Here is a 15,312-nt window from a genome sequence, read left to right on the forward strand (position 1 = left end):
GTTATATATAGCTGTGAGCGATCACAGTGATCCGGTGATTTTAGCATTGAGGTTATACCCGTTCCCATCCCGAACACGGAAGTCAAGCTCAATCGCGCCGATGGTACTGCTACGGTGGGAGAGTAGGTCGTCGCCGGTTTAAACTTCAAAGCCCCAGTCTTAGGACTGGGGCTTTTTTTTGTCTTGTTCCTATGAAAAAGAGCATGTGATGGCTAAATTTCCTGAAAATTCATAAAATTGCATATATTATAAAATAAGTATTATAATTAATGCTGTGAATGGGAGGAAATTATGAAAAAGTCACATCAGTTCCATGGTGCTACCCTGTGTGTTGTTGTACTTCTGAGTATGGTTTTAGCCTGCAGTGAGCCTAGCAGCTCATCATCAGGGGTAGATAGTGTTGATTTAGCCACTTTGCATACTTCGGTTGGAATCTCTGATATCGAATCTCTTGTAGACACGGATATACCGGGATCTATATCAAAGTCTGACTTGCTTAATCTGGTTTTGGATGCCATGGAAATCCTTATGGATAATATGGATGAATCCGATTGGGACGCCGAAAGCGACGATGGAGTCAATTATAGCAGCACTCCTTCTAATCTTTTTTCATCAGATGATATTCCTGAAAAATTTACTATATCCGGTAGTTTTGATAATGTGTCTCCTCTGGTAAATATGTTTGTCAATGCCGAGGGAGAAGCAGATGTGACTATCAGGTTTTCAAATGAGAACCTATCCCGTTTGATCGCTGAAGTTTCCCTATCTGATATAGATATTGAAATACCAGCTCTGTTGCCAACTCAATATTCTAGCATTACAACTGAGGTTTCAGGGGGTCGCATTATAGCAGCAGCCAACGCTAACTTTGACCTCTCTACTTCCTTTGAGTTCAGCGGTGATGAATCTGAACTGTCTGCCATTCAGGCGGCTCTTGCCCTATCCATTCGTATGCAAGCTGCCTTATCTTTCACAAATCCAAATGATTATGATGGAAATGTTGTTTTAACTTTTTCCTATGATGAAGAGGCTAACATCGATTTAAGCGAGGATATGGTGGATGATGAGACTGCAGACAGCTACCTTGATGATACGCTTGGTAACGGCACATTTACGCTGTCTATTGCCGTTTACGATTCCAATGGGGACCTTTCTTTTACTGTTAACTATTCAATTTCTGATTTAATAGATTGGGCTTTAGAAGTATAAAGCAGATGAAATAGGGGCCTTTTTCTCTTGAGGAAAGGCCTTTGATTGAAACAGAACTCTCTGCCTCAATCCTATTCAGTCGGGAATGTCCTGATAAGCCTTTGGCTTTGACTTAGAACAATCTGAAGGTTTATCCTGGCTGCAAATGGGTTCCTTCCCATAGCATATATTCTATAGGAATTGTCATTTTGATTTTCAGTGTATTAAATTCAATAAATTCTTATCAAAAGACTCTATTTAACAGCTCCAGTTCCTTGTAAAAAAACATGTATATCACTATAATTTTGACATATTTAAACTTACACAAACCGCTGGAGGATCAGTATGGCTAAAATTAGAGTTGGATTTAATGGTATGGGAAGAATTGGGAAAAATGTAATGAGAGTCATTACTTCCCAGTTCAATGATCAGATTGAAATTGTTGCTGGAAACGACTTGGTGTCTGCAAAAGAAATTGCAGCCGCTCTTCCTAAAGATTCCATTCATGGAAAATTCCCTGTAGACGTACAATTGATAAGTGACAATGTTATCAAGATTGGTAACCACGAAGTCACCGTTTATGCTGAAAAAGACGCCAATAACATTCCTTGGGGAAAACACAATGTAGACGTTGTTCTCGAATGTACTGGTTTCTACCTGGCTACAGATAAGGCTCAGGCTCATATCAATGCAGGAGCCAAAAAGGTTATTATTTCTGCCCCTTGTAAAGATGACACAAAAACAGTTGTTATTGGTGTAAACCACAAGTCTCTGACATCTGATGACAAGATCATTTCCAATGCCTCTTGTACAACAAACTGTCTTGCTCCTTTGACTAAAGCCGTAGATGATTCTTTTAAAGTAATTACTGGTCTTATGTGTACCACACATGCTGCAACTGCTACTCAGAGAGTACAGGACTTCTTTGGTGGTGGTAAAAACAGAGCGACTGGAAACAACATCATTCCTGCATCAACCGGTGCTGCTATTGCTGTTGGTAAGGTTCTTCCTCACCTCAATGGTAAACTCAATGGTACTGCTTTGAGAGTTCCTACTGATACAGGTTCTGTTGTTGAAGTTGTTTACCTGATTGAAGGAAAACATACAGTTGATGAAATCAACAAAAAAGTTCTCGAAAGCGCTAAAAAAATCAATGACAGCTCTTTGATGGGTAAAGTTCTTGATGTAAGTGACTACTATGAATGTTCCAGAGACTGTGTTGGCGAATCATGGAGTTCCATGTATATCCCCGGTAATACACAGGTCACAGATGCTGGTGAAAACACATTAGTGAAGATGACTTCTTTCTATGATAATGAAATGGGTTACTCTACAAGAATGGCTGAGCTTGCTCAGATTTTCGCAGCTCTCTAAGATTTATTCTTTCAAATCATACCGTTCGGGAAACCGAACGGTTTTTTTTTCTTGAATATTGTCGTTCCTTTGATTATTTTCGAATTCAATGATGAAGCGGGAGGAACGAGTGACTGATTTAAAGGATATGCAAGAGATACAAGATTTAATGTCTTCCGATGGTTTCCATCTTTTCTATTTATCCCGTCCGGCCTGTGGGGTTTGTACGGCTGTTAAAGAAAAAGTGTTAGTCTTACTCGAAGATTTTCCCCATATTGATTCCTACTATGTTAATCTGGATTTAGTTCCCGAAGCAGCAGGACAATTCTCCATTTTTACCATTCCCGCCATACTCTTATATGTCAATGGGAGTGAATACGTTAGAGAAGCAAGGTATTTGTCTATTACAGATTTGGAGCACCAGATCAGAAGACCCTACGAACTGGCTTTTAATCCTTCTTAAAATCGATTCACAATATTGTATAAGCAGATGAATATGATGAGGATCATAACAGTCATAAACAGCTTATCCACTCCCTTATGAGTCATCCTGTTTGAAAGTGCGGAACCTGTGAGGCCTCCGCTAATTCCTCCGGTTATCATGAGCAGCAGAATCAAGGTGTTGAATTCGGGTATGAGCCCGCTGGCGGCAGTGAAGACCAGGCTGGCAATCTGTGAAAAAAATATGATATAGATAGAGTTTAATGCGGCGGTCTTGCTGTCCATGGAAAAGAAATAGTAGAGAACAGCGAGGTTGATGGGTCCTCCTCCTATCCCCAGAAACGATGCCAGACTTCCCAGGAAGAAACCCACAAGAAGTGTGAAAGGAATATCTTCTCTATGCCTGGGTGAAATCCTTTCTTTGTATATGGTGAAGAATAGTACAGAGAGGGTCAGGAGAAATAAGAGTGACGATTGGCTTATGCCGATGATACGATCGTCTCCAAATCCAGTTCTTATCATATCAAATATCTGTTTGCCAGCCAGTCCTCCGATAATCCCTCCTAAAGCAAGAAGTGTGGCTGTTTTTTTATTCAGTGTTACCTTGGAGTGACGACTCTTGATCAGTGTCACCGTGGTCATGGATAGGACGGTACATCCGGAGAGGAAGCTGATGGTCGCCACGGAAAAAACAGAGATTGTATCCAAAACTGGTTTTATAATGACTCCTCCGCCTATTCCGCTAATGGCACCGACAATGGAGGCACCAAAACTGACAATGAGATAGATAAATGACATAATTTTTAACTCCAGATATTTTTTTATGACTGAGGCAGGATGATTACGACCCGCCCCTGTCTCAACAGATCACGGTTGTGTTCCGAAGAAATTAGTTTTTTGACAACATCATCAGGTAGAATCAGATCGGTTCTGTTTTTACCATAAACTTTATAAGCCATTGTCCTTAATGGATACATTCCAATTCTATCGGCTACCTTGGTTAGATCGTATGAATAGCTATATCCGGCATTACCCCATTGTTTCAGGGCTGAAGGGTCTGTCATTTCCGCACTATGAATCAGATTCATGGAAGAATCATACAGTCTGGGAAAGAGACAGGGATTTAATAGAACCTGCTGTTCCACATTTCCCTGGTAAGGTAGTTCTTCTCCGGCATAGATGATGATGCCGGAGAAGTCCTCGTTTGCCGTATATAGGGGTGTTATGGGTGAGGGGAATGGTTCGGTATGCTTGATGATCAGATCGGCAAGATGTGGAAAAATGGAAAGGTTGTAGCGTACAGTCAGATATTTTCTGTCACCAGTTGCCGTAGTAAATACTTTTTCCATTTTTTGAGAGAGGTTCTCCAGCTGCCTAAGAAGAACAGGGTCCTGGGCAACAAGAGTTGAAATGGTGTGAGTTGAATCCACTCTCATTTTTTTTAGAACCTCTCCCGTTACAACAGGAGTCTCTCTTATGATGTACTGTTCGGTTTTATACCGCCCTGTGGGTTGATTGGGTTCTTCTTCAATGGGTGCTGTAATATCCAGTTGAAATTGTGAGGATGACCAGTCCATTTGACTTTCAATCATTAGTTCTGACTGTGCCATTAAAAAGGATATATTGAAAATCAGAAAGATGGTTATTGCAAAGGGTTTCATTGTAAATACCTCATTCGTTCAGTTCCGGAACATTCAAAACCATACCGGGCATAATGACTGCATTCAAGGGCATTTTATTCCCTAAGGCCAGTTCTTCTGGACTGGTATTGAATCGACGTGATATACCCCAAAGGGAATCACCCGTAATAACAGTATAACGTCCACTCCATTGCTCTGTCACTGAGGAATCGACAATCCCAGCTCGATCTGGAATATCGTTGTGAACCAAGGGAATGAGCAGTACTTGGCCAATCCTTAAATTCCGGCTACTCACTCCGGGATTGAAATCATAGATCATATTGACTGGTATTCTATACCACTCGGCCAGTTCCGATAGGGTATCCCCTGACTGTATACTGTACCGTTTAAACTCGAGGAGGTCACTTTCTTCTTCCAAAATGGCCTGTATTTTACTTCCGTACCGTACGGGGACTTTCAGTTTATATCCGCTGGATGCCGGGGGAGTTACCAGATAGTTTAGTTCTCCGTGTGCCTGGAGGAGCAGAGATTCATCAATGCCCGCTTTTGTTGCAATCCTGCGAATGTCAACGCTCTTATCGAGATCAATACGTTCCCATTTCATATTTGATTGCCAGAGGAGGGGGAGGTTATGAGCTCCCTTACTATTACTAAGAAGAACTACCGCCGCCAGTTTAGGAATATAATTGGATGTCTCACGGGGGAGAAGTCCCCGGTCAATAAGCTCCCAGTAATCGTTGATTCCTGAAGATGCTATGGTCCTTCTTACCTTGTTCAGTCCGCAATTATAGGCCGCCAAAGCGAGGTTCCAGTCGCCTGTGACATTGTAGTTGTATTGTAGTTTGTCCAGTGCCGCCTCTGTGGATTTCCAGAAATCTCTGCGGTCATCCTGCCAGGCGTCAACGGTTATATCATAGGGATCTATACTATTCATCATGAATTGCCAGAGCCCTGCCGCCCCAGATCTGGACAAGGCATCTACCCGGAATGCCGATTCAATGACGGGCAGATACAGGAGTTCGGGTGGCATATTTTTTTCTTCCAAAACGCTGGCAATGAAAGGAATAAAGGGTTCGGCCCTGTTTAAACAGCGCTGCAGATATTCCAGTCCATCTCCCTGAGAAAAATACTGGAGGTATTCATCGATTTTTGGATGATCTGGAAGACTTCCCGTCCAGGTTTTACTACTGATGTGTTGATCATTCTGGTTGAAATTTGAATAGGCAGGGACAGGAGGTCTATGGTCTGATCGCGTCGGCAGTCCTGTGCCTTCTCGGGCAAACAAAGGAAAAGAGGTGAAACACAGCAAAGCTGCTGCTAAAGTTTGTCTCCGAAATAAATACCAGCCCATTCCCATCTTCTATTAATCTCCGGATCTATAGGATAATTGATGCGGTTAAAGTAGAGGTACCATATTTTGATTCTGTAGGACCATCCGCCTGTTCTCAGTAGCGCTTCGTTGTCATTGGAATCATCTTCCAGATTTCTATTATACCAAACTGATGACTTAAGGAAATACGCCAGCTCCATAGGAATTTCGGTAAATGGATCATAGCGGTCCTGTCCCCAGCTCATCATGAAAAAATCTACTGCTCTATACAGGTTTAATCGGCTACCATTCCGTGTCCGGATAGCATATTTTATGGAATTCACCAGACTATCTAAAGACTCTCTTGTCCATTCCTTGTCTGAATAGTGGAAATTTAGATAGTGATTCACTTCATTATATACATTGGGCATACCGGCAATGCTTGTTGGAGGAGCCTCCAGAAACTTCTTATAATTTTCAATCGAGTCATCCCAGAGACCTTCGGCTTCATAGGATTTTGCCAGATTATAATAGACCTGACCCCTATCGATTTCACCAGAGAAGCGATTGATCAACTCACTGTAGTAGGCAATCTTCTTGAGTGGATTATCAGCATAATACTTGAGCAGCTTATTCAGGCTGTAATAGTGGATCGATTGACCCTTAATTATCAGATCCTCGTAGTTTTTGAGTAATCTGTTGTAGTAAATGACGGCAATATCCATGGCATCTTCTTCTTCATAGATAGTTCCTAGAAGGAGGAGATAATAGCCGTTATAACTATCTTCTGGAAATTGATAGAGATGATCGTTTAGAAAATTCTTCAGGATCTCCGATTCATTTTCCTGCCGTAAATGTGAGATTATCTGTTCCATTATGCCATAGCGATAGGTATCATCCTGATTCTCATCCAGTAGGGTCAGGAGTTCCCGGATTTCACTGTCGGTTACCTCGTTCCCTGTCTGATAGGGCAGATCTTTCTTGTCGGAACTGCAGGAACCTAAGATCATAATAAGTAGGGCAGGGATTAATATCCGAAGCTGTTTCATTCTTTGACGGATTTTAGCACAGCCATCTGACCTGTGGCAAGTTCTCCGGTTCTTACTGGATTCATTATCATCGATGAAAGTGGTGATCAAATAAGAGATTCAGGATAAAATACAGAATATGAACCATAGACTTACCCGGAGATTCCTCCTTCTTTTTCAAGCCCTTCCTTATTTTGTCTTTCCTGGGGGATCTCAGGATGAGACCATTACCTTGAAGGAAACCATTGTCTATCATACTGAGATGACTGATTCTCTCTCCAGAGAGGCGGATGAAGAAATCATCAAAAGATTTTCACAGAATCATCCGGGAATAGAGGTCCTTTATTCATCCAATACACTCACAGAAGCGGGCAAGAGTGATGCAGCTTTTAAGTCCTTCCCATCAGACCTTGTTCATCTGCCTGGTGGGCACCGCGTTTATTCTTTAGTAGAAGCCGGGAAGGTCATGGATATCAGTGAAATCTGGGAACATCAAGTTTGGTATGATTCTTACGCCCCGTCCTGGCAGGATATGAGTTCTCTGGAGGGGAAACAATACCTGATTCCCGGTTCCTGGTATTGGTGGGCTCTTTATTATAAACCATCAGTCTTTGAGCGGTTCAGTCTGGAGGTTCCTGTTCTCTGGGAAGATTTCTTATCCCTTTGCGAGACTCTGGTAGATCAGGGAATTACTCCCTTTGCCATTGGTACAAAATATCCCTGGACCGGAGCCGCCTGGTTCGATTATTTCAATATGAGGATCAATGGACCGGAATTCCACAGAGATCTGATGAGGGGAAATGCTGCATACGATGATCCCCGAGTCAAGAAAGTCTTTCAGGAGTGGGGTTCCATGATCGATAAAGGATATTTTATCGACCATTCTGCTTCATATTCCTGGTTTGAGGTCATCCCGTCACTGCTGGAAGAAAAAACGGCCATGTGTCTCATGGGCAATTTCATTTTGGATGCGATCCCGGCGGAAAACCGGGAGGATGTGGATTTTTTTCGCTTTCCTCTGTATAACACGGAAAAGGCCATCGGGGAGGTTGTTCCTTCAGAAGTCTTTTTGATACCCGCTGAATCCAAGCATAAGGATGGGGCCAGCGACCTCATCGCTCATTTTGGATCAACGGATATTCAGGACTATATCGCCGGAAAAACGGGGAGGCTCAGTGCTAACCGTCTGGTGGATTCATCTCTTTACAAGCTCCAGGAGCAAAAGGGCATCCAAATGGTGAACAGCAGTGATTTCATCTTCCAATCCTATGAATATGAAACGTCTGCCGAGATGGCCCAGTGGGGAATGGAAGCCTTTCAGGAGATCTGGGAGCACCACAGCGAATCCGATATCAACAGGATCTGCTCCTCCCTTGAGAAGATGAGACAGTCCTCCGATCTCATTCACTGAGTCCTTATGCCCGTAAGGGGCGGTCACTCTGTATGGCAGATCTCTCTAAAAGTCTTTAAGAAACGGTCCGCGTTGCCCGGATTCTGTCCAGAGCCCTGCCACAGGGGGCCTTTTCCGCCACCTTTGCCGTCTATGATTGTCAGACACTCCTTCTGGAAATTTTCAAATGTGAAAGTTTTGTGCTGAGGGAGGTGTAGAGCCCAGTTGAGGCGTCCGTCATTTTTAGTACAGATCAGGAAGGAGAGCTCTCTGGTGGAACTCAGATTCTTCACAATGCCTTTGAACAATTCGGGAGAGCAATCCTTGATCTCCCTGGTAATGAGAGGCGGGTAATAGAATACAGAACCACTCAGGTCATGGCTGATTCTCTCGGCTTCCTTTTCTATCAGACTTTTCAGCATTCTGTTCTCCTTTTGTTTTTCTTGAATCAAAACTTCTAGACGCTCAGCGGCTTCCTCCGGCCTGGCTGAGAGGAGGGTGCTGATTTTTTCTAGCTGGTCAAATCTTGTATTATAATCTTTGTAAGCGGGGGCTCCCATTTTCCACTTTAAGCGCAGGCGGGATCTTATTTTTTCCTGACCCGTGTATTTGATCAGTCCCAAACTGGATGTGTTTTGGATGTGGAGGCCACCGCAGGGCGTTTGGTCTATGCCCTCAATGGTAACGACCCGAATATTCTCTGTCTTCTTTGTCTCCCGGCGCAGTTTTATCCCTGTTAACTCCTCCTTTGTGTTAAAAAGCATGGATTGAACCGGGCGTGATCTGCGGATTTCGGCATTGGCTTCTTCTTCTACGGTGCGTAATTGATCTGCACTCAGTCCGGATGATTCTACTTCTATGGTGGATTCCTCCGCTCCCAGATGCACAGAAACCGTCGGTGCAGAGTAGAATTTCAGGAGAAGTGCGGAAAGGAGATGCTGGCCGGTATGCTGTAGGGCAAAATGGTTTCTGTAGGCACGGTCAAGGATCATCTTGACCTCAGGTGTTGACGGTTTGAATTTCATGGAGTGAAGAATCCTGTCTCCTCGTTTCTGAACATCCAAAACGGGTTCACCATTGATGCTTCCCTTGTCGGCGGGTTGTCCTCCACCTTCGGGATAAAATAGGGTGTCTTCAAATTCCAGGAGCCAGAGAGAGTCTTCCTGTTCGGCAGAGATCAATCGAGTTGTCATTGAATCCATGAGTGGATTTTCGTAATAGCCGGCATTTTTCATATTCTGAATTTTACCAGATCAGAAGGAACAAAGAAAGAACAATCTGATTATTTCCAGTTTGAGGGGGAGGACTCACCCTCCATGGCGATTCTCGGTCATCCCTGTGTGAAAAGGGATGATAGAATCTTCTCAGTCCTGGTGGGAACTGCTAAAATACCCTCAATATGAATAAAATCACACTGAAAAACCCCGGAATTGTCGCCCTAGATCTGGATGGAACACTCCTCAAGTCGGATCATACTCTCTCTCAGAGAACAATTGAGACTCTCAGAGTCCTTGAAAAACAATGCAGAGTTGTGATCAGCACAGGGCGGAGTTATGAGGGCATGAAGCATTTTAAAGACCAGATAGGATTGGAAAATCCTGTCATATGCTACAACGGAGCCATGATTGCCGATGGGAGAACCGACAAAATCCTCCATCAATGGCTGCTTCCCTCAGATATCACCCGGGCCGCTTATGAATATGCCCGTGAAAGGGGAATCCATTTTCAGGCCTTTCAGGATGGTGAACTCTATTTTGAAAAAAAGACAGAGGAATCCGAGTATTATGAGGCCTCCACAGCTTTACAAGGTCATTTGACTTCATTTGATCATTGGGAAAATCTGGAAGTCACAAAGGCTCTGATGATTATCTCGCCGTCGAGGTCTTCCGGGGATTTTCCCGAACTGCATGAAGCCCGGTCTTATTTCAAAGAACAATTTGCTGAGAGACTCTATTGCGCCCTTTCAAAGCCATTTTATCTGGAATTTATCAACGGTAAGGGTTCAAAGGGGAATGCCCTGCATCAGGTGGGAACGGATATGCAGGTCTCCCAGGATAGAATCGCCGCCTTTGGTGATGGTTTTAATGATCTGGAAATGCTGGAATATGCGGGGATGTCGGTGGCAATGAGCAATGCTCCTCAGGGAGTCAAAGAGCGCTGTACCCATGAAACAGAACTCAGTAACGATGAGGATGGGGTGGCCGATTTTATTGAAAAGTATTTTCTTCGCTAAGCCATTGGCTTGTATCCATAACCACTTCATCGGGGTACCGGTGACGGATGATTTCCATCATGCGGAGCATATCAATTTGATATTTCTCAAACAGACTTAGTTCATTGTGAAGAGTCATCAGGTCTCTTCCCTGAGCAACCTCCTGCATGATGTACATAAGCTCTCGGTTGTTAAGAAAATGGGAAATTCTTTTCCAAATCTCCATCTGCAGACTTTGGGGCTGTTGGGTGATCCACTGCTGTACCGTCATGCTCGTACTATACAAAAGACATTCCGAGCTTGTAAAGCCGGGAGGGGTTATTCTGCCGGACAGTCCGGCCGTTTCAATGTATAATTTCAGCTATGATGATTCCACAAAATTTTTTAAGCGGTATAGATTGTCTCTGCATTGATGCTTCCAGCATGATATACCACCTAAAGGTTGGCCTATTGGGGTCTTTGGCCGCCGAGGTCTCTCTCATTTCTACGCCTCAGGTCATTGATGAAGTCCGATGGCCCCATCTTCCTGTAAAGCCGCTTGCCCTGAAGGATAACAACGTGACCAACGATGAGTCTCTGTTGATTTTGGCCAGGCGGGAAGGGGTCGCTTTACTATCCGAAGATCGTGAAATCCTCACATCCGCCCGTGATGAAGGGATCGATTACTATAATACCCTGATGATGATCAACTATCTTCTTTTAAAGGGTCGCATCACTGCTGAAGAATACCCTGTATATTTGGCAAGGCTGAAAGAGTGCTGCCGCTACAGTGAGAAGGTTCTGGAATATGGCCGTCTGGTACAAGAGGAGATTCTGGTTTATCTTGACAACTCCGGTATGGACTGATATATTCCATATAGTTTGAAATCAAACAATTAGATATCGTACATTTTAGGAGCTGAGGTTTCTATGCAGCATTATCTCATCCCTCACTATTTTTACAGGTTTCATTATCTCTTAATGAGAGATTTTAAGCCTGCATGCGCCGAGGAATACAAGTTGAATAGAACTCAGGGAAAGACCCTGATGGTTCTTCGCTGCAAGGGCAGTCGGACCATGTCCGAACTGGTTTGTGATTTGAATATTGAAAAAGGATCTATGACCACAGTGGTGGATCATCTGATCAGCAGAAAACTGGCCCTTCGGAAGCGGGATCAAAAGGATAGACGGCGGGTCATCATCGATCTGACAGCCTCCGGGAGAGCGCTTGCCGAGGCTCTGGTGAATGAAAAAAACAATCATATTCTCAAAAAGCTGGATCAGCTGGGAGAGGAAAGAAAAGAATCTGTAAACGACTTTTTGACTATCCTACGGGAAAGCATCGATATTTGGGAGACACATAGTGAATCATGACCATAAAAAGACCTTTGAATCGGAATCAATAGGTAAACTCCTATTGAAAATGGCCATACCCGCCACCATCGGGATGGTGGTTAACGCCCTATATAATTTAGTAGACACCATTTTTGTCGGACAGGGCGTTGGTTCCATGGGCATCGCGGGGCTGACCATTGCCCTGCCGGTACAGGCGTTGATTGGAGCCCTGGGGATGACCTTTGGAACGGGGGCTGCTTCGGTTGTCTCTCGACGTTTGGGAGAAAAAAGACCTGATGATGCCGCAAAAACGGCAGTGAATGCCTTTTCTCTTGCCTTTTTTTTCAGCCTGGTGATCATGGTTGGGGGAGAACTCTTCATTGATCCCCTGTTGTTCCTCTTCGGTTCGAGTCTGACAATCCTCCCCTATGCCAGGGAGTATATGAGGGTCATCCTCTTGGGCTCCTTTTTTCTATCTTTTTCCATGGTTGGAAATAATATTTCAAGAGCTGAAGGACAGCCTAAAATTGCCATGCTGACCATGATCATTGGCGCGGGGATGAATATACTTCTTGATCCCATTTTTATCTTTGTTTTCAAGATGGGGATACAGGGAGCGGCCATTGCCACAGTGATCAGTCAGTTTTTCTCCTTTTCCTTTATCATGTGCTTTATGATCGCCGGCAAGAGTCATCTTCCCCTTAAGGTGAAATACATAAAACCGGACCTGGTCATTATGAAGGAAATTACGACCCTCGGCATGCCGACTCTGGCCCGTCAGGGAGGGATGAGCCTCCTTGCCCTGGTGATGAACAATATGCTCAAACAATATGGGGGCGATCTTGGCATTGCCACTTACGGTATGATCAATCGTCTCTTTATGTTCACCCTGATGCCTATCTTTGGAATTGTTCAAGGTTATCAGCCCATTGCAGGCTACAGTTACGGGGCTAAGCTGGTCGACCGTTTAAGAGAGGTGAATATCAAGGCCTTCCAGACCACCAGCACCATGTCTTTCATGAGTTTTCTTGTCCTGGAGCTGCTGGCAGAATTCCTGATTCGCATGTTTACAAGTGACGAGGAACTGGTACGAATGGCCGTTCCTGCCCTTCGGTTCTCCTCTTTGGGGATGGCTCTTTTGGGATTGCAAGTCATAGGCTCTACCTATTTTATGAGTGTTGGTCAGGCCTTTCCGGCTTTCTTTTTGAGTCTGTCCCGGCAGTTTGTGTTCTTGATTCCCCTGGTTCTTATATTGCCCCGTTTTCTGGGTCTTCGGGGTGTTTGGATTGCCCTGCCCATTGCAGACCTCCTCTCCGTATTTGTGACCATGATATGGTTTTCCCTGAGCTGGGCTATCACGAAAAAAAGGCTGACTCTGGAAGCTGCCGTCGTTTGATTTTAATAAAGGTTCTGTAAGCCGGTCTTTCGCTTTTCATACCTATAGTTTATGATGGGATCATGAAAAAAATGATCCTGATTTCAAGCCTGCTGTGTCTTTTTTTCAGCAGTTTATCCCTTTTTGCCCAAACAGAGGGAGCGGCTTTAACTGAAGTACCAGATGCCCGTGAACTGACTGCCAGGGAGAATCTTATCTTACTGACAGATTATCTGGGGATGTCTTTGGAAGAGGCCGTTGAAAAGATGGGTATGCCTGATTCTCTGTTCTCCGTCCGGGGACCTTCGGAAGGTCAGGATTCTGTCGTATTCCTCTACGAAAAAAGCCTTTCCCTGTATTGGGCAGACAGGCATGTGTGGCAACTGAGGGTCGATAAGGAGTTCTTCAGTACGGATATGCCTTTGTTTTTTGGTATGTCCCGTGAGGAATCGGTTCGTCTTCTAGGACCTCCAGACCTTGAAAAAGAGGATTTCTCCATTTATAAACTCCCCCAGAGAGGTTACCCGGTGGCCTGTGCCCTTTATTTTGATGAAGGTTTGGCAGACCTCTATATTTACAGGAGTGATTTCTAATGTCCCGTTTGTGTCTGACCCTCTGCCGGTCTACGCTGGCAGAAAATCTGCAGGATCTTAAAGACAATTCACCCGAGATGGGCGAGCTCAGAATTGACCTGCTGGACTCTCTGGATATAGAAGAACTTCTTGCCTTTCCAGAGAAGGCGCAGATTCCTCTCATCCTGACCTGCCGGAAGACCATAGACGGAGGGGCGTGGAGCGGAACAGACCAGGAGAGAGAGACCCTCCTTCTAGAACTGCTGAAGGGGCGTTACTCCTATATTGATCTGGAAGAGGATGAATCTTCAGCGGCACTGTCTCAAAGGGCCGCTGAATGGGGAACCCAGCTGATCCGTTCTTTTCATGACTTTCAAGGTGTTCCAGAAAACCTGGAAGACCGCCTCGAATCCATGAGTCATCGCGGCTCTCTGGTCAAGGCGGCTGTCATGCCCCAGGGTGTGAACGACCTGCTGAGGCTGTTTCAAGTTGGCCGCTCCTGGAAAAAGAACCATCCTAAAGAAGATAATCTGATCCTCCTCGGTATGGGTGATTTTGGTGTTCCGACCAGAATCCTGGCTCCTTTTCTGGGTAGCTTTTTGACCTTTTGTTCCCCCGGGGGAGCAGAAGCGGCACCGGGTCATATGAGCTGGGAGGTTCTTCATGATCTGTATCGTGTTCAGGACCTGACTCCCTTAAGCTCTCTCTTCGGCATCATAGGAAATCCTGTACTCCACTCTCAATCCCCTCAGATTCACAACCCCGGTTATCATTCGGCAGGAATTGACGGTGTCTATATTCCCTTCACCGTGGATGACCTAAAGGCCTTTTTTGATCTTGCGGATTTTCTGAATATTCGCGGCTTCTCTGTCACGGTTCCCCATAAGGAGGGTGTCAGAGCCTTTTTGAAGAAAGAGGATGAGGCCGTGAAGGCTGTTGGAGCCTGCAATACGGTTGTCAGAATGGGAGGGGGCCAAGAAGGCTGGGAAGGATTTAATACGGATGTCATCGGTTTTATTGAGCCGCTAAAAGGAATAGCCGGGTCATTGAAGGGTAAAAAAGCCGCCCTCATCGGTGCTGGAGGCGCTGCCCGGTCTGCAGCCTATGCTCTTCTTAAAGAGGGCTGTGAAGTCAGTATTTTCAACAGAAACAAAGATCGAGCGCTGAGTCTGGCCCGGGATTTTTCATGCCTGGGAGGGTCTCTTGGATTTCTGGAAGAAAAAACGGCCGCGGGAGAACGCTATGACCTCGTCATCCAGACAAGTTCTGCCGGAATGCACGGATCTCTGGAAGATGTGAATCCCATTCCCTTCTTTCCCTTTACCGGAGATGAACTTTTCTATGATATTATCTATACTCCGCCGGAAACACCAGCGATGAGATGCGCTGCTGCCGCAGGCTGCCGTGTTTTAGGCGGTTTGCCCATGCTACAAGAACAGGGTCGGGCCCAATTCCGATTATTCACGGGTTGTGATCTCTAAGAAGCAAAG

At 44.8% G+C, this 15,312-nt stretch carries 16 protein-coding genes and 1 rRNA gene; 11 read left to right on the top strand and 6 right to left on the bottom strand.

The annotated features are described in order from the left end of the window. The first annotated feature begins 30 nt into the window (after nucleotides 1-30). The 4 genes from rrf (at nucleotide 31) to EXM22_RS02605 (ending at nucleotide 3,004) form a co-directional block, all read left to right on the top strand. Nucleotides 31-139: ribosomal RNA gene (gene rrf / locus EXM22_RS02590) — 5S ribosomal RNA — on the top strand. A 152-nt stretch (nucleotides 140-291) separates the two neighbouring features. After that, nucleotides 292-1,209, top strand: a complete 918-nt coding sequence (locus tag EXM22_RS02595) for a hypothetical protein (protein WP_149485014.1) — start codon at nucleotides 292-294, stop codon at nucleotides 1,207-1,209. 324 nt (nucleotides 1,210-1,533) lie between these two features. Next, nucleotides 1,534-2,562: a type I glyceraldehyde-3-phosphate dehydrogenase gene (locus EXM22_RS02600; RefSeq protein WP_149485015.1), complete on the top strand. Its 1,029-nt coding sequence runs from the start codon at nucleotides 1,534-1,536 to the stop codon at nucleotides 2,560-2,562. Between the two features lie 109 nt (nucleotides 2,563-2,671). Continuing rightward, nucleotides 2,672-3,004 (top strand): thioredoxin family protein, encoded by a 333-nt coding sequence (locus EXM22_RS02605; RefSeq protein WP_149485016.1) that lies wholly within the window; start codon nucleotides 2,672-2,674, stop codon nucleotides 3,002-3,004. Here the strand turns inward: EXM22_RS02605 and EXM22_RS02610 are convergent. From EXM22_RS02610 to EXM22_RS02625, 4 genes are read right to left on the bottom strand one after another with little or no spacing between them, the layout of a single operon-like run. Next, complete coding sequence (locus EXM22_RS02610) at nucleotides 3,001-3,780, bottom strand: sulfite exporter TauE/SafE family protein (protein ID WP_210411539.1); 780 nt, start codon at nucleotides 3,778-3,780, stop codon at nucleotides 3,001-3,003. The two genes, EXM22_RS02605 and EXM22_RS02610, sit on opposite strands and share 4 nt — an antisense overlap. Nucleotides 3,781-3,803: 23 nt before the next feature. Next, nucleotides 3,804-4,643 carry a hypothetical protein gene (locus EXM22_RS02615; protein WP_149485018.1) on the bottom strand — a complete coding sequence of 280 codons (840 nt, stop codon included), beginning with the start codon at nucleotides 4,641-4,643 and terminating at the stop codon, nucleotides 3,804-3,806. Between the two features lie 10 nt (nucleotides 4,644-4,653). Beyond that, complete coding sequence (locus EXM22_RS02620) at nucleotides 4,654-5,973, bottom strand: LysM peptidoglycan-binding domain-containing protein (RefSeq protein WP_168203310.1); 1,320 nt, start codon at nucleotides 5,971-5,973, stop codon at nucleotides 4,654-4,656. Further along, nucleotides 5,940-7,070 (bottom strand): tetratricopeptide repeat protein, encoded by a 1,131-nt coding sequence (locus tag EXM22_RS02625; protein WP_168203311.1) that lies wholly within the window; start codon nucleotides 7,068-7,070, stop codon nucleotides 5,940-5,942. The genes EXM22_RS02620 and EXM22_RS02625 overlap by 34 nt, the downstream gene beginning before the upstream one ends. 28 nt (nucleotides 7,071-7,098) lie before the next feature. Here EXM22_RS02625 and EXM22_RS02630 point away from each other — a divergent pair, with 28 nt between their 5' ends. Further along, the gene (locus EXM22_RS02630) at nucleotides 7,099-8,370 is read left to right on the top strand and encodes an ABC transporter substrate-binding protein (protein WP_149485021.1); all 1,272 of its coding nucleotides are present in this window, start codon (nucleotides 7,099-7,101) and stop codon (nucleotides 8,368-8,370) included. A 23-nt stretch (nucleotides 8,371-8,393) separates the two neighbouring features. On the opposite strand, the gene EXM22_RS02635 is transcribed toward EXM22_RS02630, so the two are convergent. Then, nucleotides 8,394-9,584, bottom strand: coding sequence for an alanyl-tRNA editing protein (locus tag EXM22_RS02635; RefSeq protein ID WP_149485022.1), 1,191 nt, complete (start codon nucleotides 9,582-9,584; stop codon nucleotides 8,394-8,396). Nucleotides 9,585-9,748: 164 nt separating this feature from the next. On the opposite strand from EXM22_RS02635, the gene EXM22_RS02640 reads away from it, so the two are divergent. Next, on the top strand, nucleotides 9,749-10,582 hold the full coding sequence (locus tag EXM22_RS02640) for a Cof-type HAD-IIB family hydrolase (RefSeq protein ID WP_149485023.1): 834 nt from the start codon (nucleotides 9,749-9,751) through the stop codon (nucleotides 10,580-10,582). On the opposite strand, the gene EXM22_RS02645 is transcribed toward EXM22_RS02640, so the two are convergent. After that, a complete protein-coding gene (locus EXM22_RS02645; protein WP_149485024.1) occupies nucleotides 10,557-10,832 on the bottom strand; it encodes a hypothetical protein in 276 nt (91 codons plus the stop codon). The genes EXM22_RS02640 and EXM22_RS02645 overlap by 26 nt on opposite strands. A 92-nt stretch (nucleotides 10,833-10,924) precedes the next feature. Here EXM22_RS02645 and EXM22_RS02650 point away from each other — a divergent pair, with 92 nt between their 5' ends. From EXM22_RS02650 to aroE, 5 genes are all read left to right on the top strand, one after another. Next, a complete protein-coding gene (locus EXM22_RS02650) occupies nucleotides 10,925-11,407 on the top strand; it encodes a hypothetical protein (RefSeq protein WP_149485025.1) in 483 nt (160 codons plus the stop codon). A gap of 63 nt (nucleotides 11,408-11,470) precedes the next feature. After that, nucleotides 11,471-11,914: a MarR family winged helix-turn-helix transcriptional regulator gene (locus EXM22_RS02655; protein WP_149485026.1), complete on the top strand. Its 444-nt coding sequence runs from the start codon at nucleotides 11,471-11,473 to the stop codon at nucleotides 11,912-11,914. Next, nucleotides 11,904-13,271 carry an MATE family efflux transporter gene (locus tag EXM22_RS02660; protein ID WP_149485027.1) on the top strand — a complete coding sequence of 456 codons (1,368 nt, stop codon included), beginning with the start codon at nucleotides 11,904-11,906 and terminating at the stop codon, nucleotides 13,269-13,271. The genes EXM22_RS02655 and EXM22_RS02660 overlap by 11 nt, the downstream gene beginning before the upstream one ends. A gap of 62 nt (nucleotides 13,272-13,333) precedes the next feature. Beyond that, a complete protein-coding gene (locus EXM22_RS02665) occupies nucleotides 13,334-13,843 on the top strand; it encodes a hypothetical protein (RefSeq protein ID WP_149485028.1) in 510 nt (169 codons plus the stop codon). Beyond that, nucleotides 13,843-15,303 (top strand): shikimate dehydrogenase, encoded by a 1,461-nt coding sequence (aroE, locus tag EXM22_RS02670; protein ID WP_149485029.1) that lies wholly within the window; start codon nucleotides 13,843-13,845, stop codon nucleotides 15,301-15,303. Before EXM22_RS02665 ends, aroE begins: the two co-directional genes overlap by 1 nt. Nucleotides 15,304-15,312: the final 9 nt, after the last annotated feature.

Source organism: Oceanispirochaeta crateris (assembly GCF_008329965.1).
Lineage (GTDB): Bacteria > Spirochaetota > Spirochaetia > DSM-2461 > DSM-2461 > Oceanispirochaeta > Oceanispirochaeta crateris.

Bases quoted from the DNA above. Each gene is read 5' to 3' on its own strand.
- EXM22_RS02595 (WP_149485014.1), top strand. From the start codon at position 292: ATGAAAAAGTCACATCAGTTCCATGGTGCTACCCTGTGTGTTGTTGTA.
- EXM22_RS02600 (WP_149485015.1), top strand. From the start codon at position 1,534: ATGGCTAAAATTAGAGTTGGATTTAATGGTATGGGAAGAATTGGGAAA.
- EXM22_RS02610 (WP_210411539.1), bottom strand. From the start codon at position 3,780: ATGTCATTTATCTATCTCATTGTCAGTTTTGGTGCCTCCATTGTCGGT.
- EXM22_RS02615 (WP_149485018.1), bottom strand. From the start codon at position 4,643: ATGAAACCCTTTGCAATAACCATCTTTCTGATTTTCAATATATCCTTT.
- EXM22_RS02620 (WP_168203310.1), bottom strand. From the start codon at position 5,973: ATGGGCTGGTATTTATTTCGGAGACAAACTTTAGCAGCAGCTTTGCTG.
- EXM22_RS02630 (WP_149485021.1), top strand. From the start codon at position 7,099: ATGAACCATAGACTTACCCGGAGATTCCTCCTTCTTTTTCAAGCCCTT.
- EXM22_RS02635 (WP_149485022.1), bottom strand. From the start codon at position 9,584: ATGAAAAATGCCGGCTATTACGAAAATCCACTCATGGATTCAATGACA.
- EXM22_RS02640 (WP_149485023.1), top strand. From the start codon at position 9,749: ATGAATAAAATCACACTGAAAAACCCCGGAATTGTCGCCCTAGATCTG.
- EXM22_RS02645 (WP_149485024.1), bottom strand. From the start codon at position 10,832: ATGACGGTACAGCAGTGGATCACCCAACAGCCCCAAAGTCTGCAGATG.
- EXM22_RS02650 (WP_149485025.1), top strand. From the start codon at position 10,925: ATGATGATTCCACAAAATTTTTTAAGCGGTATAGATTGTCTCTGCATT.
- EXM22_RS02655 (WP_149485026.1), top strand. From the start codon at position 11,471: ATGCAGCATTATCTCATCCCTCACTATTTTTACAGGTTTCATTATCTC.
- EXM22_RS02665 (WP_149485028.1), top strand. From the start codon at position 13,334: ATGAAAAAAATGATCCTGATTTCAAGCCTGCTGTGTCTTTTTTTCAGC.
- aroE (WP_149485029.1), top strand. From the start codon at position 13,843: ATGTCCCGTTTGTGTCTGACCCTCTGCCGGTCTACGCTGGCAGAAAAT.